The following is a 26,326-nucleotide window of genomic DNA, read 5'->3' on the forward strand; positions in this document are numbered from 1 at the left end:
CGCGAGCACCGGCGTCGAGACGGGCTGGACCGCCGCGGCGGCTCTCGCCCCGCTCGCGGCGGGAACGCCGACGGCCCGGAGGACACTGTCCCCCGGGCCGTCGGCGTCCGTCAGCGCGCGTCGCGGCGGCGGCGCGTGACTCCGAGCGCGAGCGCTCCACCGGCGAGCAGGGCGAGAGCCGCCGCGGCGGTCCAGCCCGTCTCGACGCCGGTGCTCGCGAGTCCCGAGCCGGTCCGCGGAGGAACGGCGCCGGCCGGAGCGGGAGCCGGCGCGCGGGTCGGCTCGGCCGAGGGGTGCGCGGTCGGCGCCGTGGTCGGCTCACCCGTCGGCGCCACCGTCGGCTCGACGGTCGGCCCAACAGTCGGTCCCGGCGTCGGTACCGTCCCCGTCCCGAACACGGACGCCGCGGAGCCGAGCGATGCGAGCACCGTCTCGCCGTTCGCGTCGTCCACGCCGTCGTTGTCGGTCACCGCGAACACCTCGCCGGAGCCGGTGATCCCGAGGCCCTCGAGCTTCTCCTGGGTCCAGCCGTTCCCGGCCTGCAACGCGGGCAGCACGTCGACCGCGAGGGTCTTCTCGAGCATCGGCAGCGTCTCTCCGACCGCCGCGCCGGCCTCCGTCGGCAGCGGCACCGTGTACACGGCCTTCAGCGCGGCGTCCGGCCCGTTGAGCTTGTCGCGCTCGATCACCGCGAGCGTGCCCGCGGGGGTCAGCGTGATCTCCGAGAGCCCGTTCCAGTCGCCGTCCGCCCCGGACACGGCCTCCAGCGGGTAGCCGAAGAAGCTCCAGCTGTCGGCGGCGACGTCGTAGCGCCCGATCCGGACCACTCCGTCGGCGTCGATCGAGGCCTCGCGCTGCAGCGCCGTCCAGACGATCTCACCGGCGGCACTGTCCTCGACGGTCACTCCCTCGAAGCCCTGCTTGCCCAGCGCGGTGGCGAGCTCCGCGGGCAGGGCGATCCGCTCGGTCACCGCGGCGTCCGCGTCGAGTCGCAGGAGTGCGTTGCCGTCGCCTGTCCCGCCCTCCGTCACGGCCCAGAAGCCGCCGTCGACGCGGGCGGCGATCCCCTCCAGATCCAGAGCGGCGGGCTCGCCGCCCTCGGTCACCGTGAGGGTCGTGTCGAGCAGCGCCGGCGAGACGGAGGTGTCGATCGAGTGGAGTGTGCTCGGCGCGTAGGCGCTGTCGCTCACCGCGTACAGGCGGTCGGGCGCCGCCGGGTCGGTTGAGAGGCCCGAGAGCGCGCCCCAGGGCAGCGGCGATCCGTCGACGTCGGCCGACAGCACGGTCGGGAACGCGGGGGCGGAGGCGCCGAGCGCGTAGAGCTGCACGCTCGCGCGGACGGCGGCCTCGGCGTCGTCGGTCTCGCTCGAGACGACCAGCAGGTCGCGCTCGGGCAGGGCGAGCAGCCCCTCCGGGCCGGGCGTCGACGGCAGCGCCTGCACGAAGCGCGGCGCGGTCGGCTCCGACACGTCGTAGACGGCCACGAAGTTGGCCCGCTCGGCGCCGACGAACACGTAGGGGACGCCGTCGAAGGTGGCCGAGAGCAGGCCCTCGGGCTCGGAGCCCTTCGCGTCGGAGCGCTTGTCCGGGTAGAGCCCGAGGCGCACCGCGAGGTGGTCGAACGAGTTCCCGGCGTCCCACTGCACGGCCCCGGTCGCGGCGTCGAGGATCGACCAGCCGCGCGTGCCGCCCTTCCAGTCGCCCTCGTTCGCGATCGCGACGTGGTCGTCGCCGACCCAGCCGATCGCGTCGGGCTCGCGCGGGACGTCGGTGATCGAGCCGGTCAGCGAGATCGAGTCGTCGTCGAGCGTGTCGATGCCGCTGACGGAGGCGGTGCCCGCGGTGTACGAGGCGGTGACGGAGCGGGTGGCCAGGTCGACGATCGCGACGGCGTTGTTCTCCTGCAGCGTCACGGCGACGGCCGTGTCGGCCGGGTTGATCGAGACGTACTCGGGCTCCGGGTCCGACGGGGTGTCGAGGCCGGCGAGACCGGTGAGGTCGACGTGCTCCGGCACCCAGGCGGAGGGGTCGCCCGCGAGGTCCATCACCACGAGCTCCCCGGCGGGCGCCTGCGGGAGGTCGCCCTCCTCGCTGCCCTCGGGGGCGAGGTCCTCGTCGCGCTGGTTCTCGATCGCGATGACCGCGGTCGAGCCGTCGGTGGTGACGTCGATGGAGTCGGGCTGGCCGCCGAGCTCGATGCTCGCGACGGGCGCGAGGTCGTCGGCGTGCAGCACGCTGACGTGGCCGGAGGGGTTCGCGAAGTCGCCGTCGCTCGTGTCGACCACCGCGAGGACGTACTCGCCGGTCGCGTAGACCGAGGTCGGCTCGCCGCCCACGCCGACGCCGCCGCGCGGCTCGGGGGCGTCGGGGTCCGAGATGTCGAGGACGTCGATGCGCTGCCCGGCGGAGTCCGTCGAGTAGACCAGGCGGCCGTCGGGCGACGCGCTCGAGATCTCGGCGACGGCGGAGTCGGCGGACGGGTCGGCCGCGTTGAGGTAGGCCGGCACCGTGGCGATGCGGGTGAAGAAGGAGTCGCCCGCGGCGGAGGCGGGCAGGGCCGCGGCTCCGAGGGTGCAGCCGGCGAGGGTGACGGTGAGGGCGAGGGCGGCGGTGCGGGTGCGGGTGCGGGTGTGACGAGAGGACACGGGTCTCCTGAGCGGCTTCGAAGGAACCCGCCCACGCTGGCCGCCCCCGGTGAACGCACCGCCGCCCGCAGGTGTCCGCCCGGCGAACGCGCGGTGGCGGAGCCGCGACCGGGCGGGGTCTCGAGACGCCGGCACGGACGCCTCGAGATCCGCCAGGCGGCGTGGTCAGCGCGCGAGGCCCTCCGCGGCCGAGCCCCAGGAGCCGAGGGCCGCGCGGACTCGCTCGTCACGCGCGAGCGTCAGCGCCTCCGCGTACCCCTCCTCCAGCACGTCGTCGAGCCGCACCCGCGCACCCGTCTCGGAGGAGCGGACGGCCGCCTCCACCATCGCGAGGCTCCGCACGTTCGAGTGCACCTCGCCCGAGGGCACCGCCCCCGAGCCCAGCACCCGCACGAACTCCGCGAGCGAGCCCGCGATCTCCTCGGGCACGGGCTCGAGCGTGGCGGTCCGCACCGCCTCCGACTCGCGCGACTGCCACTCCGGAGCGCCGTCGCCGTCCCAGTGCGCGGTGCCGCCGGCCCCGTTCACGCGCCAGTCGCCGTTCCACGAGGTCTCGAGGCCGTCGGCGCACCAGCTGCCGGTGTAGCTGAAGCGCACTCCGCCGGCGAACTCGAACACGGCGCTCGCCGCGGCTCCGTCGGCGTACCAGCTCCAGGCCGGGTTGTACTCCTCGCAGTAGACCGCGACCGGGTCGCTGTCGAGCAGGTACCGCGCCGCGTCGAAGGCGTGGATCGCCATGTCGACCAGGAGCACGTGGTCCATCTCGTCGCGGAAGCCGCCGAAGCGGGGCGCCTTCGCGAAGTGCACGGAGGCGGTGCCCAGCTGCCCGAGCCCGGCGATCTGCTCGCGGAAGGCGGTGATCGCCGCGTAGTAGCGGCGCGACTGGCTGGTCATCAGGAGCCGGCCCGAGGCCTCGGCCGTCGCCGCGAGCACCAGCGCCTCGGCGATGGTCGGCGCGATCGGCTTCTCGGAGAGCACGGGCAGCCCGGCGAACAGCGCCTCCGAGCTGACGGGCAGATGCGCCCGCGGCACGGTCACGTTGACCACGGCGTCGGCGCCGGAGCGCGCGGCGACCTCGGCGACGGAGGTGCCGACCGCGACCGGGCCGACCCCCTCCTCCTCCGCGGCAGCCGTCGCGAGGTCGACGTCGAGGTCGACCAGGCCGACGAGCTCGGCGTCCGGGGAGTCGCGGATGGTGCGGATCCAGGCGCGGCCCATCGCGCCGGCGCCGACCTGGACGAGGCGGACCGTCATCGGACGAGCGCTCCCTCGTAGTCCTGGCCGTTGTGGAAGTCCTCGGTCTCGTAGCGCTGCAGCACCGGGAGGCGGCGCTCGGGGCGCGAGGAGCGCACCCACTCGACGCCGTTCGCGATCACGCGGCGCACCTCGGCCTGGTGGTAGACGGGGTAGTCCTGGTCGCCGGGGGAGAAGAAGAAGATGCGCCCGTGGCCGCGCTTCCAGGTCATGCCGGAGCGGAAGACCTCGCCGCCCGTGAAGGTCGAGAGGAACACGAGCTCGTCGGGCGCCGGCACGTCGAAGAACTCGCCGTACATCTCCTGCTGCGGGATCAGGAAGGGGTGCGGGATCCCCTGGGCGATGGGGTGCGTGGGGTCGACGGTCCAGACCAGCTCGCGGTCCTGCTCCGAGCGCCAGCGCAGCGTGCAGGTGGTGCCCATGAGCTTGCCGAAGATCTTCGACCAGTGGCCGGAGTGCAGGACGACGAGGCCCATGCCCGAGAGGACGTGACGCTGGACGCGCTCGACGATCTCGTCGGAGACGTCGCCGTGGGCCATGTGGCCCCACCAGACGAGCACGTCGGTGGCGTCGAGGACGTCCTCGGTGAGGCCGTGCTCGGGCTCGTCGAGCGTGGTGGTGGAGACGGTGGCGCGCTCGCCGAGGTTCTCGCGGATGCCGTCGGCGATCGTGCTGTGCATGCCGTCGGGGTAGATCGCGCGGACCTTCTCCTCGATCTGCTCATGGCGGTTCTCGCCCCAGACGAGGACGCGGACGGGGGAGGAGGGTGTGGTCACGGTGTTCCTTCTTCGACGGTGGAGACGGTGCGGCGGTGGGCGGCCCGACACGGGGTTAACCGCTTTACCGGCCGCGTCTCCTAGGATGCGGGAGACGTCCGCCCCGCGTCAACCACGGCCGGGCGGCGCGAGCGGAGGAGGCGCGGTGGCCACGATGAGGGATGTCGCGCGCCTCGCGGGGGTCTCGATCGCGACGGTGTCGTTCGTGGTCAACGACACCAAGCCCGTCTCGCCCGAGACCCGCGAGCGGGTGCGGGCGGCGATGCACGAGCTCGGCTTCCGGCCGCACGCCCTGGCCCGCGCCCTCGCGCGGCGCCGCTCGGGGATCGTCGCGGTCGTCTATCCGCTCGTGTCGAGCCGGCCGCTCAACACCGCCACCTCGTTCCTGCTCGGAGCCGCCGAGGCCGCGGCGGAGCAGGACCACTCGATCGTCCTGTGGCCGACGGTCGGCGGCTCCGACCGCCTCGCCGACCTGCGCGCCGACGGCCTGATCGACGGCGTCGTGCTGATGCAGGTCACCAGCGAGGACGAGCGCGTGCCGGTCCTTCGGGACTCCGGCACGCCCTTCGCCCTCATCGGGCGCACCCGCGACCCGTCCGCCCTCGACTGGGTCGACATCGACTTCGAGGGGATGGTCGAGGAGGCGCTCGGCCGGCTCGCCGGCCTGGGGCACGCGCGGGTGGCGCTCGTGCTCGGCCCGGACCGCGACGCCGCGGCCGACTTCGGCCCCTATGCGCGCACCCAGGAGGCGTTCGCGCTCGCCTGCGCGGCCCGCGGCGTCGAGGGCGTGCTGCTGCGCTGCGAGGAGTCGCCCGCCGGTGGCCGCACCCTCGCCCGCTCGTTCGACCCCGCCTCCGCGACCGCCGTGGTGATCGTCAACGGGGGCGCCGCCGTCGGGTTCGCGCACGAGGTGCGGCACCGCGGGCTGCGCGTGCCCGAGGACCTCTCGATCGTCCTGCTCGCCTCCGACCCCGACGTCGCCGACCTGGCCGACCCGGCACTCGACCTGCTCGTCGCGCCCGGCCGCGAGCTCGGCCGCCGCGGAGTGGAGGCGCTGCTCGCCCGCCTCGCCGACCCGGCGGCGCCGCTCCTCCAGGAGCGCATCGGCGGCCCGTGGCGCCCCGGCGGCTCGGTCGCCCCTCCGCGCTGACGGCCGGCGCCCCGGGAAGCCCCGGGAGCGCGCGCTACGGCACGATCGAGTCGATGTAGCCGCCGTCGACGCGCACGGCGGCGCCCGTGGTGGCCGAGGCGAGCGGGGAGGCGAGGTACGCCACCATGTGGGCGATCTCCTCCGGCTCGATGAGGCGCTTCAGCAGCGACTGCGGCCGGTGCAGGCGCATGAACTCGCGCTGCGCCTCCTCCCACGGGAGCTCGCGGTCGACCAGCTCGTAGACGAAGTCCTCGACGCCGCCCGTGTGGGTCGGCCCGGCGAGCACGCTGTTCACCGTCACCCCGGTGCCGGCGGAGGCCTTGGCGAAGCCGCGCGAGACGCCCAGCAGCGCGGTCTTCGACACTCCGTAGTGGATCATCTCGGCGGGCGTGACGACGGCGGAGTCGCTGCCGATGTAGAGGACGCGGCCCCACTCGCGCTCCATCATCCCCGGGAGGTAGGCGCGGGTGAGGCGCACGCCGGTGAGCACGTTGACCTCGAAGTAGCGGCGCCACTCGTCGTCGTCGATGGAGAGCGCATCGGCGGAGCCGAAGATCCCGAGGTTGTTGACGAGCACGTCCACGTCGGCGGCCGCGCGCAGGAGGGAGGCCGTGCCCTTCTCCGTCGACACGTCGGCCGCGACTCCGCGCACCCGCGCCTCCGGCACCGCCGCGCCGACGGCCTCGATCGCCCGGCGGATCGACCGCTCGGAGCGGGCGTTCACGATCACCTCGGCGCCCGCCTCCGCGAGCGTCGTCGCGATGGCCAGCCCGATGCCCTGCCCCGACCCCGTGACGAGGGCCGTGCGCCCGGTGAGATCCAACCCGATCATGCTGCTCCGCTCCGCTCCGCGCCGCCGCCCGCCGGCCGCGCTCGGGGTCGAGCATGCCACCGAGCCCTGACATCCGGCCCGCTTCCGGCTGAGGACGCCCGCGGGTCGCCGCGGCATCGCTCGGAACGGCGGAGACCGTTGCCAACCGGACACTCGTGCGTTACGGTCTAATCAATCGGCAATACGTATTACCCGCGGGTAGTAGGCCGATGACCCAGACTGTCGACGAGGACGAGGCGGACGCGTGACCCCGATGCAAGCAGATGTCGCCGTGATCGGCGGCGGCCTCGGAGGAGTGGCGGCGGCGATCGCCCTCGCCCGCAACGGCCTCTCGGTCGTGCTGACCGAGCAGTACCCGTGGCTGGGCGGCCAGCTCACCTCGCAGGGCGTCCCGCCGGACGAGCACACCTGGGTCGAGCAGTTCGGCGTCACCGCCGACTACCGGCGCCTCCGGGACGGCATCCGCGGCTACTACCGCCGCAACTACCCCCTCACCGCCGAGGCGATGCGCGACGACCGCCTGAACCCCGGCCGCGGACTCGTGAGCCGGCTCTGCGCCGAGCCCCGCGTCGCCGTCGCCGTGCTCGACGAGATGCTCGCCCCCTACCGCTCGAGCGGAGCGATCCGCGTCGTCACCGGCGTCGTCCCCTTCGCCGTCGACGGCGGCCCGGGCCGGATCGAGCGCGTCCTGCTGCGCGACGCGGTCTCGGGCGAGGAGCTCGCCGTCTCCGGACGGTACGTGGTCGACGCGACCGAGACGGGGGAGCTGCTCCCCCTCGCGGAGGTCGACTACGTCACGGGGTCCGAGTCGCGCGACGAGCACGGCGAGCCCAGCGCTCCCGCCGTCGCCGACCCGATGAACGTGCAGGCCGTCACCTGGTGCTTCGGCTTCGACAGCGCGGACGGCGACCACACCATCGAGCGCCCGGCCGACTACGACTACTGGCACGAGTACGAGGTGCCGTTCTGGGGCGGGAAGCTCCTCTCCTTCACCGCGCCGAACCCGAGGACGCTGCGCCCCGAGACCCGCACGATGCACGTCAACGCCGTGGGCGACACCCGCACCGCCGACCAGCGCGCGCAGGGCGGGGACACCGACCTCTGGATGTTCCGCCGGATCCTCGCGACCGAGACCCTCCGGCCGGGCGCGCTCGACAGCGACATCGTGCTCGCGAACTGGCCGATGCTCGACTACCTCGACAGCTCGATCCTCGACGTTCCGGAGCCGGAGAAGCACCTCGCCGGCGCCCGCGCGCTCTCGCTGTCGTACTTCTACTGGCTCCAGACCGAGGCGCCCCGGCCCGACGGCGGCCGCGGCTGGCCCGGGCTCCGGCTCCGCGGCGACGTGATGGGCACCGCCGACGGCCTCGCGCAGGCCCCCTACATCCGCGAGTCCCGCCGGATCCGCGCGCTCACCACCGTGCGCGAGCAGGACGTCTCCGTCGCCGCCCGCGGGACGGGGAGCCCTGCGCGCTTCGACGACTCCGTCGGCGTGGGCATGTACCGGATCGACCTGCACCCGACCACCGGAGGCGACAACTACCTCGACGTGGAGTGCTCGCCGTTCGAGATCCCGCTCGGCGCCCTCGTGCCGCGCACCCCGACGAACCTGCTGCCCGGGGGCAAGAACATCGGGACGACGCACATCACCAACGGCGCGTACCGCCTCCACCCCGTGGAGTGGAACATCGGCGAGGCCGTCGGCGAGCTGGCGGCCCTCGCCCTCGCCGAGGACCTGTCGCCCCACGAGATCGCCGCCGACCCCGCCCTCGTCGCCCGCCTGCAGGCGAGGCTCGAGTCGCGCGGCGTAGAGACCCACTGGCCCGACGTCGTCGGGTACTGACCGGGAACACCGAGAAGACCATTGGAGAAAGAGAGACGATGAGACCAGCGAAGAAGCTGATGGCCTCGCTCGCCGCAGTCGGAGTGATCGCCGCCCTCTCGGGCTGCGGCGCCGCCGGCGGCGGGGACGACTCAGCACCCGTCGCTCTGAGGATGTCCGTCTGGACCTCCGACGAGAAGCAGCTCGCCCTGTTCGACTCGATGGCCGACGAGTACATCGCCGACCACCCCGAGATCGAGTCCGTGACCTTCGAGTCCCTCCCGTTCGCGGACTACAACTCGACCCTGACCACGCAGGCCGCGGGCGGCAACGCCCCCGACCTCGCCTGGGTCGGCGACATCGCGAAGGACCTGATCGACGCCGGAGCGCTCGCTCCGCTGACCGAGACCTTCGAGGGGACCGAGGGCTACGAGTACGACGACATCCTGCCCAGCGTGGCGCAGTCGTTCAGCCAGGACGGCGAGCTCTACGCGTACCCGTTCTCCAACTCGCCGTTCGCGCTGTACGTGAACCAGGACCTCATCGCGCAGGCCGGGCAGACCGTCGACCCCGCGACGCTCAGCTGGGAGGACGTCGACCGCATCGGCGCGGCCGTCAACGAGTCGACCGGCAAGGCCGGCTACATCATCCGCGACTTCGACTTCTCGGGCTGGCTGAGCCTCGCGAACCTCTGGGCGGGCTGGGGAGCCCAGCCGTGGAGCGACGACGGGACCCAGTGCACGATGGACTCGCCCGAGATGGTGGAGGCGTTCCAGTTCTTCCACGACTCGGTCTACGTCAGCGGCGCGACCCCCGGACCCGGCGTGACGGCGGACTTCTTCGCCGGCGACGCCGCGTTCACGACCGCGCAGGTCTCGCGCGCGAGCCTGCTCGACGGCTCGTTCCCGTTCGAGATCTACCCGCTGCCCGTCGGCCCCGCCGGCGAGTACGGCAACATCGGCCAGGCCGGCATGGCCGCGCTCGCAGGCGGCGACCACGTGGAGGAGGCGACCGGCTTCCTCTCGTTCATGACCAACCCGGAGAACTCCGCCAAGCTCGCGCAGTTCTTCCCGCCGCCCCGCGAGTCGCTGCTGTCCGGTGAGGAGCTGGCGAAGGTCAACACGCGCCTCAGCGCCGAGCAGCTCGACCGCGTCGTGGTCGACGAGCTCGCCGACGTGTCCGCCACCCCTCCGGTGACGAGCCCCGCCGAGATCACCTCGGTCGGCAAGACGGCGCTGGACCGCATGTGGTCGGCCGATGCCGACGTCGCCGAGGTGCTCGGAGGCGTCTGCGACGCCATCGCGCCCGTCCTCCAGGGGAAGTGATCCCGTGACCGCGACCTCGACGGACAGCCGCCGATCCGCTCCCGCCGGCGCCTACTGGAACCTCCGGCGCCGCGACGCGCTCGCCGGCTGGCTCTTCATCGCGCCCCAGCTGCTCGGTGTGATCGTGTTCGTGCTGCTGCCCGTCGGGCTCGCGGTCTGGTTCAGCCTCAACGAGTGGAACGTCTTCACCGGCTCCATGACTTTCGTGGGCGGCGAGAACTACGAGCGGGCGATCAACGACCCGAGCATCGGCGCGGTGCTCGGCACGACCGCGGTCTTCTCCGGGGGAGTGGTCGTCCTGAACCTCGCCCTCGGGCTGGGCCTGGCCGTGCTGCTCAACCGGAGGATCCCGGGCGGCGCCCTGTTCCGCACGCTCTTCTTCTCGCCCGTCGTCATCTCGGTGGTCGCCTGGACCCTCGTCTGGGGCTTCCTCCTCCAGGACAACGGCGCGATCAACGGCCTGCTCTCGCTGGTCGGCCTCGACGGGCCGAACTGGCTCCAGGAGGGGCCCACCGCGATGGCGAGCGTCATCGTCACGCAGGTCATCCGCAGCGTCGGCGTCAACATGGTGCTCTTCCTCGCCGCGCTGCAGGGAGTGCCGGGCGACCTCTACGAGGCGGCCCGCCTGGACGGCGCGAGCCCCCGCGCGATCTTCTTCCGGATCACGCTCCCGCTCATCTCGCCCACCCTGCTCCTCACCGCCATCCTCACGATCGTCGGCTCGCTGCAGGCGTTCGCGCAGGTCGCCGTCCTGACCGAGGGCGGGCCGGAGCTGTCGACGACAGTGCTCGTCTACTACGTGTTCCAACAGGCCTTCGAGTTCAGCGACATCGGCTACGGCGCGACGCTCTCGCTGATGCTGCTCCTCTTCGTCCTGATCCTCACGGTCGTGCAGTGGCAGCTGCGCAGGAAATGGGTCTTCTATGAGAACTGACGCCGTCGTCGAGCAGGGGACCCCGCTCACGCCACGCCTCGAAGCCGTCCCGGAGCCGCCCGTCAAGCGCCGCCGCGGCCGCAGCCCGCTCATGACCGCCCTGCTCGTCGTGACGCTGATCCTGCTCGTGCTGCCGTTCGCGGTGCCGACGTTCTGGATGATCGCCTCGTCGTTCAAGCCGGTGAACGAGATCTTCTCGAACCCGCCGACCCTGCTGCCGGACTCGCCGAGCCTGGCGGGCTACGCCGAGGCGTTCCGGTTCCAGCCGTTCGCGCTCCAGTACTGGAACAGCCTCTACATCGCGGTCACGGTCACCGTGGTGACGCTGCTGGTCTCGAGCCTGGCCGGCTACGCCTTCGCCCGGATCCCGTTCCCGGGCCGCAACGCGGTGTTCCTCGTCGTCCTGACCGGCCTGCTGGTGCCGACGGAGGTGACGATCATCCCGCTGTTCCAGATCTTCCGGCAGCTCGGCTTCATCGACACCCACGTGCCGCTGCTGCTGGTGCCGATGGTCGGAGCGCCGGCGGTGCTGGGCACGTTCATCATGCGGCAGTACTTCATCGCGATGCCCGGCGAGCTCGAGGAGGCCGCGCGCCTGGACGGCCTCGGCCGCTTCGGGATCTGGCGGCGCATCTTCCTGCCGCTGTCCAAGCCCGCGCTGTCGGCCGTCGCGATCCTGACCTTCCTCGGGTCCTGGAACATGTACCTCGAGCCGACGGTCTACCTGACCTCACCCGAGCTCTTCACCCTGCCCCAGGCGCTCACCCGCTTCACCGACGCCTACGGCGGGGAGATGTGGGACGTGCAGCTCGCCGCGGCGACGATGACGGTCGTGCCCGTGCTGGCCGTGTTCCTCCTCGCTCAGCGGCAGTTCGTGGAAGGGCTCGCGCACTCCGGTCTGAAAGGCTGACCCGGTGTTCACGGATCGCCCCCTCGCCGCCCTCCGCGAGTTCCGTGCGGAGGTCGCGGAGCCCGACGACTTCGACGCCTTCTGGCGGGCCACCCTCGCGCTCGGGCGGGAGGGCGGCCCCGGCGTCAGCGCCGTGCCGGTCGACGCGGGCCTCCCGCTGGTGCGGGTGCGGGACGTGCGGTTCCCCGGCTTCGCGGGCGAGCCGATCGCCGCCTGGCTGGTGACCCCCGCGGTCGACCCGGGCGCCCCGCTCCCCGTGGTGATCGAGTACCCCGGGTACGGCAGCGGACGGGGCCGGCCGATCGAGCACCTCTGGATCGCCGCCGCCGGGTACGCGCACCTGGTCGTCGACGCGCGAGGCCAGGGAGCCGGCCGCCTCGCCCGCTCCGGAGCCACTCCCGACCCCCACGGCAGCGGCCCCGCCTACCCCGGGGTCACGACCCGCGGCATCGAGTCGCCCGAGACGTACTACTACCGGCGCCTGATCGCGGACGCGGCGCTCGCCGTCGACTCCGTGGAGGCGCTCCCCGGGCTGGACCCGGACCGGGTGTCGGTCTTCGGCGGCAGCCAGGGCGGAGCGCTCGCGACCGCCGCGGCGGCGCTGCGCCCCCGGGTGCGCGCGGCGATCGCCCTGGTGCCCTTCCTCTCCGACGTCCTCCGCGCCACGACCGTCACGAACGAGGCGCCGTACGTCGAGATCGCCCGCTACCTGGCGACCCGCCCCGAGGACCTCGACGCCGTCGAGCGGACCCTCTCCTACGTCGACGGCGTCCACTTCTCGCGGCGCCTGCGCTGCCGGGTGCACCGCTCGGTCGGCCTGATGGACCCGATCTGCCCGCCCTCGACGGTCTTCGCCTCCCACAACGTCTCCGGCGGCGAGACGTCGATCGACGTGTGGCCGTACAGCGGGCACGAGGGCGGCGGGGTCGGCGACCGCGAGCGGGCGCTGGAGGTGCTGCGGGAGGTCCTCGAGTGACCGCGCGGGCGTGACCCCGCGTCTCAGGGCGCCGGCGCCTCCTCCATCCCGAGCCGCATCGCCAGGTCCATGGCACGCAGGCGGGCCGGCGAGACGTCGTAGGGCAGGCTCCGGATGATCTCGCCGGCGCTCCGGGCGCGGGAGCCCTGTGCGGGATCGGGGGCCGGCGCGGGGTCCTCGGGCGGGTGCGCCTCGTCCCACGCGTCGAAGATCGCCTCATCCTCCTCGAGCTGACCGGACTCCTCGACGACGCGCATCAGCCGGGCCTCGAAGGCGTGCCGCTCCCGCGCCACCTGCTCCACCCGGGGGTCGTCCTCGGCGACCGTGTCGTCGAGGGCCTCCTCGGCGGCGTCGACGCGGTCGGCCTCCGCCCGCAGCGCCGGATCGGCGGCCAGGACCACGAAGCGGCCGGCCTGGGAGACGGCGCCCAGCGGGCCGAACATCCGCTCGGTGACCAGCAGGGTGTCGAGGTCGGCCTGGCGCAGCGAGCCCTCGGGTGCGCCCTCGAGGCGGCGCGAGACGATGTCGTCGAGCAGCCCCAGCCGGCCGCCGAGGGTCCGCATGCGCCGGACCGAGGCCCGCTTCCGCTGCAGCTCCTCCTCCTGCGCGGCGAGCGCGGCGTCCAGCCGCGCGAGGACGCCCGCGACCTCGTCCTCGCGGTCGGCGCTGTCCTCGGCGCCGGCCGGGGCTGCGACGGCGAAGGCGTCCCGGATGTCCTCGAGTGCGACCCCGGCGTCGGCCAGGCGGCGGATCCAGAGCAGCCGGATGATGTCGTCGTAACCGTAGCGCCTGCGGCCGTCTCCGCCCCGCTCGCGCTCGGGGAGCAGGCCGAGCCGGTGGTAGTGGCGGATCGCCCGCGGAGTGACGCCGGCGAACGCGGCGGCGTCGCCGATCTGCACCTGGCGGGGCGGGGCGGGGAACGACTGCATGGGGGACCTCTCCGATCGGGGCGGTGTGCATCGAGCAGACCACATGACGCAGGGGCAGGAGCAAGCCGACCCGGCCTGCTCCCGCCCCTCGTCCCCTCGCGCTCAGCGCGCCAGGCGCACCGTCGCGATCTCGAACGGGCGCAGCTCGAGGCGCACGTCGGCCGAATCCGCCTCGACGGAGCTCTCGATGCGGACCTGCTCGGCGGGACGCTCCATCAGGTCGGTGCGGGTGACCGCCCGGACGGCGAAGGCGGCGCGGAGGGTCGCTGCGGCGCGGCGGCCGAGCGACTCGTAGAGCCGCACGATCACGTCGCCGCTCCCGTCGTCCGCCGCCTTCACGGCCTCGACGATCACCGAGGGGTCGTCGATCGACACCAGGGGAGCGACGGGCGCGGCGCCGGTGAGCCTGCGGACCGGGGTGTTCAGCGCGTAGCCGGCCTCGACGGCGTCGGGCAGCTCGGCGCCGACCACGAGCGAGACGGCGAGGCGGTGGCGGCCCTGGTCGGCGTCCGGGTCGGGGAACAGCGGCGCGCGCAGGAGCGAGAGCCGGACCGTGGTCGTCGGGGTGCCGGCCGCGGCGCGGTCGCGGGTGATGTCGTGCCCGTAGGTGGAGTCGTTGACGACCGCGACGCCGAAGCCCGGCTCGCCGACGTGCACCCAGCGGTGCGCGACGGTCTCGAAGCGGGCGGCGTCCCACGTCGTGTTCACGTGGGTCGGGCGGTGCACGTGGCCGAACTGGATCTCGGACGTCGCCCGGTCCGAGAGCAGGTCGAGCGGGAAGGCGAGCTTGAGCAGCTTGCGGCGCTCGTGCCAGTCGATGTCGAGGTCGAGGTCGACGGCCGCCCGGCCGATCTGCAGCGAGACGGTCTGCACGACCGTGGAGCCGCCGAACGAGCGGGTGATCACGACCGCCGGCACCTCGCGGCCGAGCGGGTCGCTCACGGTGCCGGCGCGGACCGAGTCGACGCCGACGAGGTCCTCCACCGTGCGGCGGTAGTTGTCGTCGAGGTCCCAGGCGTCCCACTTGTTCGGGGTGTCGCGGTGGAGCTGGAGGAGCCCCGCGGCGGCGCCGGCGGGCACGATCTCCCGGCCGCTCGCGAGGTCCACGACCGACTCGAGGAGTCCGGAGGCGCCGATCCGCACCCGGACGAGCCCGTTGTCGAGGACGTGGGCGTCGCCGTCGGGGCGGAGCGTCGGGGCCGAGTGCTCCGCGGCGGGGTCGGCCGCGGCCGCGGCGAGCGCCGGCACGCCACCGACGGCGAAGGGGGAGGAGTTCACCAGCAGCTCCGCGGAGCCCTCGCCGGCGAGGGCCCGGACGGCCTCGGCGATCATCTCCTCGATCCGCTGCGCGATGCGGGCGTAGTTCTCCTCCGCCTCGCGGTGCACCCAGGCGATGGAGGTGCCGGGCAGGATGTCGTGGAACTGCTGCAGGAGGACCGTCCGCCACATCTCGCGCAGCTCGTCGGCCGGGTACGGGACCCCGGCGCGGACGAGGGCCGTGGTCGCCCACAGCTCGATCTCGCGGAGCAGGTGCTCGCTGCGGCGGTTGCCCTGCTTGGTGCGCGCCTGCGACGTGTAGGTGCCGCGGTGGAACTCGAGGTAGAGCTCGCCCGACCAGGTGGGCGCGTCCGGGTACTCGTCCTGCGCCTCCTCGAAGAAGCGGCGGGGCGTGGACAGCTCGACGGTCGGCGAGCCCTCGAGGCTGCGCGTGCGGCGGGCGGCCGCGATCATCTCGCGGTTGGGGCCTCCTCCGCCGTCGCCGTAGCCGAAGGGCACGAGCGACATGGTGCCGCTGCCCTTCTCGGCGTACTGGCGCTCGGCGCGGGCGAGGTCCTCGCCGGAGAGGTCGGAGTTGTAGAGGTCGACGGGCGGGAAGTGCGTGAACACGCGGGTGCCGTCGATGCCCTCCCACCAGAAGGTGTGGTGGGGCATCGTGTTGGTCTCGTTCCACGAGATCTTCTGCGTGAGGAACCAGCGCCCGCCGGCTCCGGCGATGATCTGCGGCAGCGCGGCGGAGTAGCCGAAGGAGTCCGGGAGCCAGACCTCCTCGGTGTCGATCCCGAACTCGTCGAGGAAGAAGCGCTTGCCCTCGAGCAGCTGGCGCACGAGCGCCTCGCCGCCGGGCATGTTCGTGTCCGACTCGACCCACATCCCGCCGACCGGCACGAAGCGGCCCGCGAGCACGTGGCCGCGGACGCGCTCGAACAGCTCCGGGTGGTCGCGCTTCAGCCACGCGTACTGCTGCGCGGAGGAGGCGGCGAAGACGAAGCCCTCCTCGCGCTCGATCAGGTCGCAGACGTTCGAGAAGGTGCGGGCCACCTTGCGGGCGGTCTCGCGGGCGGGCCAGAGCCAGGCGGAGTCGATGTGGGCGTGGCCGACGGCGTGAAGGTGGTGCGCGCTGGCCGAGGCGGGGCGCTCGAGGACCGTCCGCAGCGCCTCCCGGCCCGCGGCGGCGGTGCCGGACACGTCGTCCGGATCGAGGACGTCGACGGCGCGGTCGAGGGCGCGGACGATCTCGGCGCGCCGCTGGGAGGACCCGGGCAGCTGCCCGATCAGCCCGACGAGCACGGCCATGTCCTGCTCCAGCTCCCAGACCTCCCGGTCGAGCAGTCCGAGCTCGAGCCGGCGGAGGCGGTAGAGCGGGTCGGACGGCAGGGCGCCGTCGGCGGGGCGGCCGCCGAGCGCCGTGGGGGTGAAGGACCAGTCGCCGGTGATGTTCGGGTTGGCGGCGGCCTCGATGTAGAGCTCGACCGTGCGGTCGCCCGCCTCGCGGCCGGGCAGCCGGTCGAGCGGGACCGACTGGTTGAACGGCTCGACGGCCTTCACGACCGTGCCGGTCGCGGTGAAGACGAGCCCCTCCGCCTCGAAGCCGGACTGGGCGCCGGTGTAGCCGAGGTCGACGACGAGCTCGGGCTCGCAGCCGTCGACGCCGACCCAGGAGGCGGGGATCTCGCCGCGCACGTGGAACCACACGGTGCCCCAGGGGGCGCCCCACGGCTCCCCGATGCGGGCGGGCGCGTAGGACGCGGCCCGCGCCTGGTCGAAGGGGACCGGCTCGCCCGGAGCGGTCCACGACTCGATCCCGAGCGGCTCGACCGCCCGGTGGATAGCCGGCCGGAGGCTCTCGGCGCGGAAGCGGGCGATGCGGGCTTCGATGCGGGTGCTGTCGTCATGCATGCGTTCTGGTGCTCGTTCCGTGTGCAGTGGGGGAGGGCGGCGGCGCGGAGGGCGCCGCCGCCCGGGGTCAGGAGGCGCGGAGGGCGCCGCCGCCCGGGGTCAGGAGGCGATGACGACGCGGCGCCCGTCGGGGAAGACGGCCACCTTCCGCCAGGTGTCGCCGGAGCGCTCCCAGCCCTCGTTGACCTGTCCGGCCGGAGGGGTCGGGATGGTCTCGGGGGCGCGGGCGACCGTGGTGTAGCCGGCCGCGCGCTCCACCCGGCTGCGGCCGAGCTCGAACGAGGTCAGGCGTCCGTCGTCGACGATCAGCGAGCCCTCGTCCACTCCCGCGGCGCCGCGCTCGATGAAGGGGTTCACGAGGCGCGTCTGGGAGGAGTCGCTGCCCAGCACGATCGCCTTCTGCTGCGGGAAGCGGCCGAGGCTGAGCCCGTAGAAGCCGCCGAGGACGGTGAGGTTGCGCACCTCGAAGTCCGCTCCGCCGTTCGTCAGGCCGACGCCGAGGCAGTTCGCGCCCGAGGTCGGGAAGAAGTTCGGGTTCACGATCATGTGGCTCGTGCCGGCCTCGATCAGCACCTCCCAGCCGTCGCGGGAGCCCTCCGAGCGGAAGTTGATCAGGGTCAGGCCGGAGTTGACCGAGCGCCGGTTCTCGTTGCGGATCGACCGGAGGCCGACCGTGCCGCCGATGGCCTGGCAGTCGAGCAGCGTCATGTTCGTCGGCGCGAGGAGGAAGCCGCCGAGGCCGGGGCTGATCGCCTCGACGTTGGTCATCGAGCCGCCGATGGAGGCCTTGCCCGAGTCCTCCACGCCCCAGCCCGCGGGGGCGACGATCTTGATCTTGTTCCAGGAGTTGGCGTACGAGTACTCGTCGTCGACGCCCGAGACGAAGGTGGCGCGCTCGCGGAAGATGCCCGACTTGCCGGTCTTCTGGATCCACAGGTTGCGGAACTCGCAGTTGACCAGCGAGCGCAGCGACATCCCGTGGCCGCCGGAGGGCGTGCCCGTCATCTCGAAGTCGGCGAGGACGACGCCGGTGGCCTTGTTGTTGTTGGCGGGGCCGGCCGCGTCGCCGGTCTGGCCGGAGACGGTGAAGATGTCGCGGGTCGAGCCCTCGATCTGGACGATCCTCGTCTGGCGCATGCCGGCGCCGACGATCTTCGGCCCGGCGTAGCCGTAGGGCGGCCCGTTCTCGGGCTGCACCGGGTAGCCGCGGTAGTCGACCGCGAGGCCCGTGACCCGGATCTCGCCGGCGGGCAGCGACACCTCGCCGCCCGGAGCGGTCATCGCCTTGTCGATGGCCGCCTGCACCGCGCGGGTGTTGTCGGCGCCGGCGCGGTCGTCCCAGCGGAACTCCTTGTCGAGCGGTGAGATCGGCCCCTCGGTGACGCTCAGGCGCTTCTTCTGCCCGGGAGCGTCGGCCGGGGGCGCGGCGGCGGCCGGAGTGGCGGCGCCGACGGCCCCTGCCGCGCCGGCGAGGGCGGCGGCGCCCCCGGCGAGGAAGAGGCGGCGCGAGTTGTCGGGCCTGCGCTGCGGATCGTGCTCGGGCTGCTGATCGGGCTTGTGCTGCCGATCGGGCCTCGGGGAGGCCGTGGTCTGGTTGTCTGGGTCTGCGGGATTCATCATCGTCGACGTTCCGCCCTCTCTCGCCCCGGATGGGCGTACGGCGATCCTTCGTCATCGGTAGCCTGAGGTCAAGACGTAATACCTATTACCAGGATGAAGCGGGGGTGTCCGGGTGCCGCGGATCACGCAGAAGGACATCGCGCGTCTCGCGGGAGTCAGCCAGACGACGGTGTCGTTCGTGCTCAACGACAAGGGCGAGCAGCTCGCCCGGGTCCCGGAGGCGACGCGGGCGCGGATCCTCAAGGCGATCCAGGAGACGGGGTACGTCGCCGACCCCATCGCGCGCCGCCTCAAGCAGGTCGGCACCGGCATGATCGGCGTCTACACCTACGAGAGCCTGTTCCCGCTCGATCGCGAGGACTTCTTCCATCCGTTCCTCGCCGGCATCGAGGAGGAGGCGCAGAACCGCGACATCGACCTCCTCCTGCTGACCAGCGGTCGCGTCGGCGGCCGTCGCGGCGGCCTGAGCGGCGGCACCACCCGGCTGCGCCTGGCCGACTCCTGCATCCTCCTCGGGCAGCGCATGCCCCGCGAGGAGCTCGAGTTCCTCAACGCGAGCGGCTTCTCCTTCGTCAGCATCGGCCGCCGCGACGACGCCGGTGGGCCCGTGCCCTACGTGGCCGCCGACTACGCGTCGATCGTCCGCGAGCTGATCTCCTGCGCGCGCGCCCTCGGCCACACCCGCTTCGCCTACGCCGGCCACGGCGAGGGTGTCGAGTCGTACACCGACCGCATGGCCGGCGCGCGGGCCGAGCTCGGCGACGGCTTCCTCCACCTCGTCCCGGGGCCGGAGGCGTCGCCGCGGGAGTGGATCCGCCGGATCGCCGCCGAGGGCGTCACGGTCGTCCTCGCCGAGCAGGAGGAGCAGTTCGTCCTCCTGCAGGAGGCCGCCGAGGCCGAGGGGGTGGCGGTGCCGGGCGACCTGTCGCTGGTGTCGCTCTCCGGATCGGCCGACCGCACCGGCTGGCAGGCCGGCTTCGAGCTGCCCCGGCGCGACATGGGCCGCCGCGCCGTGCAGATCCTGATCGAGGGCGACCCCGCGCGACGGGAGCAGCAGCTCCTCCGCTGCACGCTCGTCGACGGCGCCTCCCTGGCCGCGGCCCCGGCCTGACCGCTCAGTCTGACCGGCCGGGCTCAGCCCGAGTGGTGGCGCCCGATCGGCAGCACCAGCGGCGTCCGCGAGACCGGGTCCTCGATCACGCGCGACTCCATCCCGAACACCGCGCGCACCGTGTCCGGCGTCACCACCTCGGCGGGCGTGCCCGAGGCGTACAGGGCTCCGTCGCGCACGGCGACGAGGTGGTCGGCGTAGCGGGCGGCGAGGTTGAGGTCGTGCAGCACGATCACGATCGTCGTCCCGCGCGAGCGGTTGAGGTCGGTGAGCAGGTCGAGCACCTCGACCTGGTGCGACACGTCGAGGTAGGTCGTCGGCTCGTCCAGGAGGAGCACGTCGGTCCGCTGGGCGAGGGCCATCGCGATCCACACCCGCTGGCGCTGCCCGCCCGAGAGCTCGTCCACGGGGCGGTCGGCGAGCTCGAGCGTGCCGGTGTCGCGCAGCGCCTCCTCGACGATCGCGTCGTCGTCCGATCCGGAGCCGCGGCCGAAGAGGCCCCGGTGCGGGTAGCGGCCCCGGGCGACCAGGTCCGAGACGGCGATCCCCTCCGGCGCGATCGGGGTCTGCGGCAGCAGCCCCACCTGCTGCGCGACCTGGCGCGTCGGGAGCCGGTGGATCGCGCGCCCGTCGAGCAGGACGCTCCCCGAGCGCGGGGTGATCAGCCGCGCCATCGCGCGCAGGAGCGTCGACTTGCCGCAGGCGTTCGCGCCGACGATCACCGTGATCCGGCCGGGCGGCACGGCGAGCGAGAGCCCGTCGACCACGACGCGCTCGTCGTAGGCGAGGGTGACCGCGTCGGCGGCGAGGGTGGGCGGGGCGTCGGTCACAGGGAGCCTCCGGAGCGGTTGCGGCGGGCGAGGAGCCAGAGCAGGAAGGGCGCGCCGAGGGCGCCGGTGACGACGCCGACCGGGAAGCGCGCGCCCGAGAACAGCGCGCCGACCACGTACTGGGCGAGCAGGTCGGCGGCGAGCACCACGACCGCGCCGACCAGGGCGGAGGGGATCAGCAGCGTGCGCGCGCTCGGCAGGATCCGCCGCGCGATCGGCCCCGAGACGAAGGCGACGAACGCGATCGGGCCGGTGGCGGCGGTCGCGACGGCCACGAGGCCGACTCCGACCGCGAGCAGGGCCAGCCGGCTGCGCCGCACGTCGAGTCCGAGCGCGGTCGCCGACTCGTCGCCGAGCTGCAGCACGCCGAGCCGGCCCGAGAGCAGCAGCGCCAGCGGCACCAGCACGAGCATCGTCAGCGCGAGCGGCGGGACGGAGGGCCAGGCGGCCGAGTTGAGGCTGCCGGTCAGCCAGCGCAGCGACTCCTGGACGTCCTCGAAGTCGGCGCGGGTCTGCACGTAGGCGATCACGCTCTGGAACATCGCCGCGACGCCGATGCCGATCAGGATCAGCCGCGCCCCGATCACTCCGCCGCCCTCGGCCAGCCCGGCGATGATCAGGGCCGTCGCGAGCCCGGCCGCGACCGCGATCACCGAGACCGCGCCGCCCGAGAGCCCGAAGAACGCGATCGCGACGACGGCCGCCGCGCTCGCCCCCGACGTGATGCCGATGATGTCGGGGCTGGCGAGGGCGTTGCGCAGCATCGTCTGGAAGATCACACCGCCCATCCCGAAGCCCACGCCCACCAGGACGGCCGTGATGGTGCGCGGCAGCCGCAGCGTGCCCACGGTGAAGGAGGCGCCCGGCACGGTCTCGCCGAGGATCACGCGGACGACCTCCGGCACCGAGTAGACCGTGCTGCCGACCGTGAGCGAGACGACGACGAGCGCCAGCGCGAGCACCGCGAGGACCGCGCAGCCGATGACCGTGCGCCGACGGCGCAGCGTGCGGCCGGCCGCGATGCCGACCGCGGCGGGCGCCTCCGCGGTCCTCACAGCGCCCGCACCTTCGAGCGGCGCACGATCGCGATGAGCACCGGGGCGCCGATCAGCGCGGTCACGATGCCCACCTCGACGTCGCTCGGCCGGGCGACCACGCGGCCGACCACGTCGGCGACGAGCAGCAGCAGGGCGCCGAGCAGAGCGGAGGAGGGCAGCAGCCAGGCGTGCGCGGGGCCCGTGACGCGGCGGGCGAGGTGCGGGACGACCAGGCCGATGAAGCCGATCGGTCCGGCGATCGCGGTCGCGGCGCCGCAGAGCAGCACGGCCGCGAGCCCCGCGACCAGGCGGATGCGCCCCACGCGCCGGCCGAGGCCGGTCGCCAGGTCGTCGCCGAGCGCCAGGGCGTCGAGCCCTCGCGCGCTGGAGAGGGCCAGCACCGCGCCGACCGCGAGGAACGGGAGGACCTGCAGGATGCTCGCGGTCTCGGCGCCGCCGACTCCGCCGACCTGCCAGAAGCGGAAGCGGTTCAGCGTGGTCTCCTGGGTGAGCAGGACCGCGCTGATGAGGGAGGTGAGCGCGGCGGCGGTGGCGGCTCCGGCGAGGGCGAGCTTCAGCGGAGTGGCGCCCTCGCGGCCGAGCGAGGCGACCGCGTAGACGAACGCCCCGGCGGCGGCGGCTCCGAGGAACGCGAGCCAGATGAACTGCGGCAGGCTCGTCGCGCCGACCCCGGCGATCCCGAGCACGACCGCGAGCGAGGCGCCGGAGTTGAGGCCGAGGATGCCCGGATCGGCGAGCGGGTTGCGGGTCAGGCCCTGCATCACGGCTCCGGCGAGCCCGAGTGCGGCGCCGACCAGGATCGCGAGGACCGTCCGCGGCACCCGCCCCTGCACCGCTGCGTCGACGATGGACGCCGGATCGGGCGAGGTCAGCGCCGGCCAGACCTCGCCGAGCGGGATCTCGCGGGAGCCGTACACGAGCGAGAGGACCGAGGCGACGGCCAGCGCGACGAGGGCGACCGCCAGCGCGGTCGCCCTCGTCTTCCGGGTGGGTGCGGTGCGGGTCACGACACCTTGTCGGCGGCCGCGGCGAGGCCGGCGGTGTACTCGTCGAGCACCCACGGGATGCTGAGCAGGTTCGGCGACGAGGTGGCCATGGCGGCGGAGGAGCCGTCCTCGAGCACGTAGACGGAGCCCCGCTCGACGGCCGGGATCTTGGAGAGCAGCGGGTCGGCCTGCAGCGCGGCGAGGGTCGTGTCGTCGCCGTAGACGACGAGCACGTCGGCGTCGAGCTGGTCGGCGTTCTCCGAGCTGATGGTGCCGCTGAACGCCTCCGAGTCGCCGGAGAGCTCGGCGATGCTCGGGGCGACGTCGAGTCCGAGGTCCTCGACGAACTTCACGCGCGCGTCGTTCGGCGTGTAGTAGGTGAAGGTGCTCGCGTCGGTCGGGTCGTACCAGCCGTACATGAACGTGGTGCCCGCGAGCTGCGGGTAGGACGCGGTGGTCTGCGTGATGTCGCTCTCGATCTCGCCGACCTTCGCGACGGCCTCGTCCTCGAGGCCCAGCGCGGCGCCGTCGAGCTTCGCGGAGTCCTGCCAGGTCGTGCCCCAGGGCAGGCCCGGGTAGGCGACGGTGGGGGCGATCTGGCTGAGGGTGTCGTAGTCCTGCCGGGTGATGCCGGAGTAGGCCGAGAGGATCACGGTCGGGCTGAGGTCCGAGATCGCCTCGAAGGGCACGCCGTCGGTCTCGTCGAACAGGGTCGGGGTCTCGGCGCCGGAGGCGTCGAGCGCCTCCTTCGTCCACACCAGCAGGCCGTCGCCGTCCTCGTCGCCGTAGGAGGCGCGGGTGAAGCCGACCGGGGTCACGCCCAGCGCGAGCGCCACGTCCTGGTTGGTCCAGCTCGTCGCGACGACGCGGTCGGCCGACTCGACGGTGGTGCTGCCGAAGGCGTGGTCGACGGTGACGGGGAAGCCCTCGCCGCTCTCGGCGGCGCTGCTCTCGGACGTGCCCTCGGAGCCGGCGTCGGCTCCTCCCGAGCAGGCGGTGAGCAGCAGCGCGGCGAGGCCGAGCGAGGCGACGGCGGTCAGGCGGAGGGGGGTGCGAGTGGCGGGCACGGCGATCCTTCGAAGGGGGTGGTCGGGGTTGCGAAGGTTAACCTAACCTAACCGCCTGGACGGGGCCAGTGGCCGAGCGGATCAGCGGACGGCTCGCACAGCCACCACCGCATCCATCCGTCGCCCGCGGCCCGTGCCCGCCGCCGGGACGGGCCGCTGCTGACGGATCGATCGCGGGTGCGGCCCAACGGGAGCATCGTTAGCGTGGAGGTCCGCGCCGATCGCCGGCGCCGAGGGGAGCCCCATGGATCAGACAGTCGAGATCGACGCCCGGGCGGAGGCCCTGCGCGCCGACCCCGAGAGCTTCGCCGCGATGGACGCGCTCTGGCGCAGCGTCTACGCCCTGCCGATGTGGTGCTTCATCGCGCGGGGGCCGGACGACGCGCCCACCCCCTTCGTCGGCGGCCTGGAGTCGGGGCCGATGGTCTTCGCCTTCACCACGGGGGAGCGCGCCCGCGCCGGGGCGCTGCACGCCGGCCTCTCCGACGAGGACGCGTCGCGCGTGCTGAAGGTGCCGATGCCGGCCGCGCTCGAGTGGATCGCGGCGATGGGATCCTCCGGAGTCGCGGGAGTGGTCTTCGACCTGCCCCGCTTCGGGTACTTCGCGCCCCTCCAGAACCTGCTGCCGATGCGCGACTTCATGGCGGCGAACCCGCCGGCCTGAGCCCCGCCCCGTCGAGACCAGCGGATCCGCCGATACCAGCTGATCCGCCGGTTGTCGCCGCCCCGAACTGGTCACTGGACGACACCCGAGGATGGTGGGCCGGAGGCGCGCCCGTCCTCCGAGGACGAGGCCGGGAGACGCCGATGGGGAAGCTGCACTACGACGGATCGGTCGAGATCGACGTCGAGGACCGGGTGCTCGCCCACCTGCAGATCGTCCTCACCGCGAAGCTGCGCCGGGGGGAGTCGTGCCTGCTCACCTGGCGCGACGAGAACGGGATGAGCGACGGCCGCAGCGCGATCTGGCTGCACCCCTCGCACACGCTCCGCTACACCTACGCCGGCGGCCGCATGCCCCGCATCAACCCCGCCTGGATCTCGGCGCTCACCGATCTCGCGAACTCCGCCGGCGGCCTCCGCTTCGTCCCCGAGCCGCCGGAGCCCGTGCATCCCCCCGGCGGGAGCGCTCGCCGGTGACCGGCGTCCGGCCCCGTTCCCGGCCTCGGGCTCAGCAGCCGGAGTCGGCGGCGTCCGCGTCGAGCGCCGCCGCGGTGCCGAGCGCGATCAGCGACTGATCCGTCGCGACCGCGACCCTCGGGAAGCCGAGCGCTCGCAGCAGCCCGGCGCGCTCGCGGTCGCCGGCGTAGGCCCCGGCACCCTTGCCCGCGCGCCGGGCCGCCGCGGCGATCCTCGGCAGCGGGTCGTCCGGTCCGTCCGCGGCGAGCAGGTCGGACAGGTCCCGTCCGAGGCCGATCGCGAGGTCGAACGGGCCGACGAAGACTCCGCTCACGCCCGGCACCGCGAGGATCCGATCGACGGCGTCGAGGCCGGCCTGCGTCTCGATCATGACCCAGAGCGCGGTGCGCGCCTCGGCGGCCGACGGGGGAGCGGCGCCCCAGAGATCGGACATCGGCCCCCAGCTGCGGCGGCCGAGCGGCGGGTAGTGCGCGGCGCGGACGGCCGCGAGCGCCTCCTCGACCGTCTCGATCATCGGGACGACCACGACGTCCGCTCCGGCGTCGAGCGCCCTGCCGATCAGCGCGTCGGAGAGCCCGGCGACCCGGACGCCGACGGGCGGCCTCCCGCTCACGGCGCCGAGCGCGCGCAGGGAGGCGAGGACCGCGGCGTCGTCGAACGCGCCGTGCTGCGCGTCCAGGCACAGCCACGCGGGCCCGCCGCGAGCGATCTGCGCGACCGTCAGCGGCTCCCCGAGCCGGCACCACACCCCGTCGGCCCGACCGTCTCCGAGAACCCGTTCCGCATCCACGGGTCCGATCCTCGCGCACGGAGCGCCGCCTAGGCGAGGACCGCCAGCGCCGTCGACAGGATCCCGAGGACGACGCCCGCCGCGAGCAGGATCAGGCCGGTCAGGCGCAGCGCCCGCACCGCGTCGCTCCACCGGTGCAGGCGGATGCGGTGCGGATCCTCCTCGCGGTAGTGCACCTCCCGCTGGTCCGACCGCGTCGGCGTCAGCGGGTCCCCGGCGGACAGCGGACGCGATCGCACCTCGCCGGCCCGGGTCACCCAGTGCAGCGCGAGGGGCGGACCCTCCTCGAGGTAGGCGGTCGTCGTCAGCCAGCGTCCGTCGATCAGCGCCGCGACGAACGCGGCGAGCAGGAACAGCACGCCGAGGGGGAGGGTGACCAGCGAGAGGGCCTCGGAGATCGTGTCCAGCATGCAGCGTCCCTCCGACCGGATCCGGTGCTGAGCGTACCGAGTCGGCGGCCGGCGCGTCCGCAGTGGGACGCGCCCCGCCGCCGAGCCCGCGGGCCTCAGCCCCAGGCGACCTCGAGGTCGACGACGAAGGTCACTCCGAAGCGGTCGCGCAGCATCCCGTAGAGGGGCGACCAGGCCGCCGGGGCCAGGGGCACGACTATCGCCGCCCCCTCCGAGAGGCCGTCCCAGAGGCGGTGCAGCTCGTCGGCGTCGGAGCCGCGCAGCGACACGAACACCGGGATCGTGCCCGGGTCGTAAGCCGTGTGCGCGGGGACGTCGTACGCCATGACGCGGAAGCCGGCCTCGGAGACGACCTGGCCCCACATCAGCTGGTCGGCCTCGTCGGGCGCGGTGACAGCGTTCGCGTCCGCGTAGGACATCGCGTCGACCCGGCCTCCCGTGACCGAGGCGTAGAACTCCAGTGCCTCGCGGGCCTGTCCGCGGAAGTTGAGGTGGGTCGTCGTGGTGATGCTCATGGTGCGCTCCTCGCAGTCGTGCCGGGTCGATCACCCGGTGCCCCGACGCTCCCAGGAGAAGAGGACGGC

The 26,326-nt window shown here is 73.6% G+C and carries 23 protein-coding genes; 9 read left to right on the plus strand and 14 right to left on the minus strand.

Features of this window, described 5'->3' with window-relative positions:
- Positions 1–110: 110 nt before the first annotated feature.
- The 3 genes from C5C99_RS12055 to C5C99_RS12065 all read right to left on the minus strand — a co-directional run bounded on the left by C5C99_RS12055 (position 111) and on the right by C5C99_RS12065 (position 4,675).
- Positions 111–2,645: an esterase-like activity of phytase family protein gene (locus tag C5C99_RS12055; RefSeq protein ID WP_104340137.1), complete on the minus strand. Its 2,535-nt coding sequence runs from the start codon at positions 2,643–2,645 to the stop codon at positions 111–113.
- Positions 2,646–2,810: 165 nt separating this feature from the next.
- Complete coding sequence (locus C5C99_RS12060) at positions 2,811–3,899, minus strand: Gfo/Idh/MocA family protein (RefSeq protein ID WP_104224318.1); 1,089 nt, start codon at positions 3,897–3,899, stop codon at positions 2,811–2,813.
- Positions 3,896–4,675 carry a ThuA domain-containing protein gene (locus C5C99_RS12065; RefSeq protein WP_104224317.1) on the minus strand — a complete coding sequence of 260 codons (780 nt, stop codon included), beginning with the start codon at positions 4,673–4,675 and terminating at the stop codon, positions 3,896–3,898. The genes C5C99_RS12060 and C5C99_RS12065 overlap by 4 nt, the downstream gene beginning before the upstream one ends.
- 154 nt (positions 4,676–4,829) lie before the next feature.
- Here C5C99_RS12065 and C5C99_RS12070 point away from each other — a divergent pair, with 154 nt between their 5' ends.
- Positions 4,830–5,825: a LacI family DNA-binding transcriptional regulator gene (locus C5C99_RS12070; protein ID WP_258063691.1), complete on the plus strand. Its 996-nt coding sequence runs from the start codon at positions 4,830–4,832 to the stop codon at positions 5,823–5,825.
- A 34-nt stretch (positions 5,826–5,859) separates the two neighbouring features.
- Here the strand turns inward: C5C99_RS12070 and C5C99_RS12075 are convergent, their stop codons facing one another.
- The gene (locus C5C99_RS12075) at positions 5,860–6,654 is read right to left on the minus strand and encodes an SDR family NAD(P)-dependent oxidoreductase (RefSeq protein ID WP_104339128.1); all 795 of its coding nucleotides are present in this window, start codon (positions 6,652–6,654) and stop codon (positions 5,860–5,862) included.
- A 256-nt stretch (positions 6,655–6,910) separates the two neighbouring features.
- On the opposite strand from C5C99_RS12075, the gene C5C99_RS12080 reads away from it, so the two are divergent.
- Genes C5C99_RS12080 through C5C99_RS12100 form a run of 5 tightly spaced genes read left to right on the plus strand, consistent with a single transcriptional unit; the run spans position 6,911 to position 12,624 of the window.
- Entirely contained in the window at positions 6,911–8,500 is a 1,590-nt protein-coding gene (locus C5C99_RS12080) for an FAD-dependent oxidoreductase (RefSeq protein ID WP_104234052.1), read from the plus strand.
- A 38-nt stretch (positions 8,501–8,538) separates the two neighbouring features.
- Positions 8,539–9,804: a sugar ABC transporter substrate-binding protein gene (locus C5C99_RS12085; protein ID WP_104224315.1), complete on the plus strand. Its 1,266-nt coding sequence runs from the start codon at positions 8,539–8,541 to the stop codon at positions 9,802–9,804.
- Between the two features lie 4 nt (positions 9,805–9,808).
- A complete protein-coding gene (locus C5C99_RS12090; protein WP_104234014.1) occupies positions 9,809–10,738 on the plus strand; it encodes a carbohydrate ABC transporter permease in 930 nt (309 codons plus the stop codon).
- Positions 10,728–11,648 (plus strand): carbohydrate ABC transporter permease, encoded by a 921-nt coding sequence (locus C5C99_RS12095; RefSeq protein WP_244229554.1) that lies wholly within the window; start codon positions 10,728–10,730, stop codon positions 11,646–11,648. The genes C5C99_RS12090 and C5C99_RS12095 overlap by 11 nt, the downstream gene beginning before the upstream one ends.
- 4 nt (positions 11,649–11,652) lie before the next feature.
- The gene (locus C5C99_RS12100; RefSeq protein ID WP_104340138.1) at positions 11,653–12,624 is read left to right on the plus strand and encodes an acetylxylan esterase; all 972 of its coding nucleotides are present in this window, start codon (positions 11,653–11,655) and stop codon (positions 12,622–12,624) included.
- Between the two features lie 23 nt (positions 12,625–12,647).
- Here C5C99_RS12100 and C5C99_RS12105 read toward each other — a convergent pair whose 3' ends face one another.
- The 3 genes from C5C99_RS12105 to C5C99_RS12115 all read right to left on the minus strand — a co-directional run bounded on the left by C5C99_RS12105 (position 12,648) and on the right by C5C99_RS12115 (position 18,350).
- Complete coding sequence (locus tag C5C99_RS12105; protein WP_219813629.1) at positions 12,648–13,553, minus strand: MerR family transcriptional regulator; 906 nt, start codon at positions 13,551–13,553, stop codon at positions 12,648–12,650.
- Between the two features lie 102 nt (positions 13,554–13,655).
- Positions 13,656–16,730 carry a glycoside hydrolase family 38 C-terminal domain-containing protein gene (locus C5C99_RS12110; protein WP_104340140.1) on the minus strand — a complete coding sequence of 1,025 codons (3,075 nt, stop codon included), beginning with the start codon at positions 16,728–16,730 and terminating at the stop codon, positions 13,656–13,658.
- Positions 16,731–16,829: 99 nt separating this feature from the next.
- Positions 16,830–18,350 carry a hypothetical protein gene (locus tag C5C99_RS12115; protein ID WP_104340141.1) on the minus strand — a complete coding sequence of 507 codons (1,521 nt, stop codon included), beginning with the start codon at positions 18,348–18,350 and terminating at the stop codon, positions 16,830–16,832.
- Between the two features lie 112 nt (positions 18,351–18,462).
- Here C5C99_RS12115 and C5C99_RS12120 point away from each other — a divergent pair, with 112 nt between their 5' ends.
- Complete coding sequence (locus C5C99_RS12120) at positions 18,463–19,461, plus strand: LacI family DNA-binding transcriptional regulator (RefSeq protein ID WP_104227154.1); 999 nt, start codon at positions 18,463–18,465, stop codon at positions 19,459–19,461.
- A gap of 23 nt (positions 19,462–19,484) precedes the next feature.
- Here the strand turns inward: C5C99_RS12120 and C5C99_RS12125 are convergent, their stop codons facing one another.
- Genes C5C99_RS12125 through C5C99_RS12140 form a run of 4 tightly spaced genes read right to left on the minus strand, consistent with a single transcriptional unit; the run spans position 19,485 to position 23,402 of the window.
- Positions 19,485–20,291 (minus strand): ABC transporter ATP-binding protein, encoded by an 807-nt coding sequence (locus C5C99_RS12125; protein WP_104340142.1) that lies wholly within the window; start codon positions 20,289–20,291, stop codon positions 19,485–19,487.
- Positions 20,288–21,346 carry an iron chelate uptake ABC transporter family permease subunit gene (locus C5C99_RS12130; RefSeq protein ID WP_104238784.1) on the minus strand — a complete coding sequence of 353 codons (1,059 nt, stop codon included), beginning with the start codon at positions 21,344–21,346 and terminating at the stop codon, positions 20,288–20,290. The genes C5C99_RS12125 and C5C99_RS12130 overlap by 4 nt, the downstream gene beginning before the upstream one ends.
- Positions 21,343–22,356: an iron ABC transporter permease gene (locus tag C5C99_RS12135; RefSeq protein ID WP_104224306.1), complete on the minus strand. Its 1,014-nt coding sequence runs from the start codon at positions 22,354–22,356 to the stop codon at positions 21,343–21,345. Before C5C99_RS12135 ends, C5C99_RS12130 begins: the two co-directional genes overlap by 4 nt.
- Positions 22,353–23,402, minus strand: coding sequence for an iron-siderophore ABC transporter substrate-binding protein (locus tag C5C99_RS12140; RefSeq protein ID WP_181074599.1), 1,050 nt, complete (start codon positions 23,400–23,402; stop codon positions 22,353–22,355). Before C5C99_RS12140 ends, C5C99_RS12135 begins: the two co-directional genes overlap by 4 nt.
- Before the next feature lie 244 nt (positions 23,403–23,646).
- Between C5C99_RS12140 and C5C99_RS12145 the strand changes: the two genes are divergently transcribed.
- Both C5C99_RS12145 and C5C99_RS12150 read left to right on the plus strand, forming a co-directional pair.
- Positions 23,647–24,066, plus strand: a complete 420-nt coding sequence (locus C5C99_RS12145; RefSeq protein WP_104224305.1) for a hypothetical protein — start codon at positions 23,647–23,649, stop codon at positions 24,064–24,066.
- A gap of 143 nt (positions 24,067–24,209) precedes the next feature.
- Positions 24,210–24,542, plus strand: a complete 333-nt coding sequence (locus C5C99_RS12150; protein WP_104224304.1) for an ATP-dependent DNA ligase — start codon at positions 24,210–24,212, stop codon at positions 24,540–24,542.
- A gap of 31 nt (positions 24,543–24,573) precedes the next feature.
- Here C5C99_RS12150 and C5C99_RS17160 read toward each other — a convergent pair whose 3' ends face one another.
- The 3 genes from C5C99_RS17160 to C5C99_RS12160 all read right to left on the minus strand — a co-directional run bounded on the left by C5C99_RS17160 (position 24,574) and on the right by C5C99_RS12160 (position 26,257).
- Positions 24,574–25,332, minus strand: coding sequence for an HpcH/HpaI aldolase/citrate lyase family protein (locus tag C5C99_RS17160; protein ID WP_159940053.1), 759 nt, complete (start codon positions 25,330–25,332; stop codon positions 24,574–24,576).
- Between the two features lie 29 nt (positions 25,333–25,361).
- Entirely contained in the window at positions 25,362–25,742 is a 381-nt protein-coding gene (locus C5C99_RS17165) for a hypothetical protein (RefSeq protein ID WP_181074600.1), read from the minus strand.
- Positions 25,743–25,837: 95 nt separating this feature from the next.
- Positions 25,838–26,257, minus strand: coding sequence for a VOC family protein (locus tag C5C99_RS12160; RefSeq protein WP_104333947.1), 420 nt, complete (start codon positions 26,255–26,257; stop codon positions 25,838–25,840).
- Positions 26,258–26,326 lie beyond the last annotated feature (69 nt).

Origin of the sequence: Rathayibacter sp. AY1C4 (assembly GCF_002932195.1) — a bacterium.
Lineage (GTDB): Bacteria > Actinomycetota > Actinomycetes > Actinomycetales > Microbacteriaceae > Rathayibacter.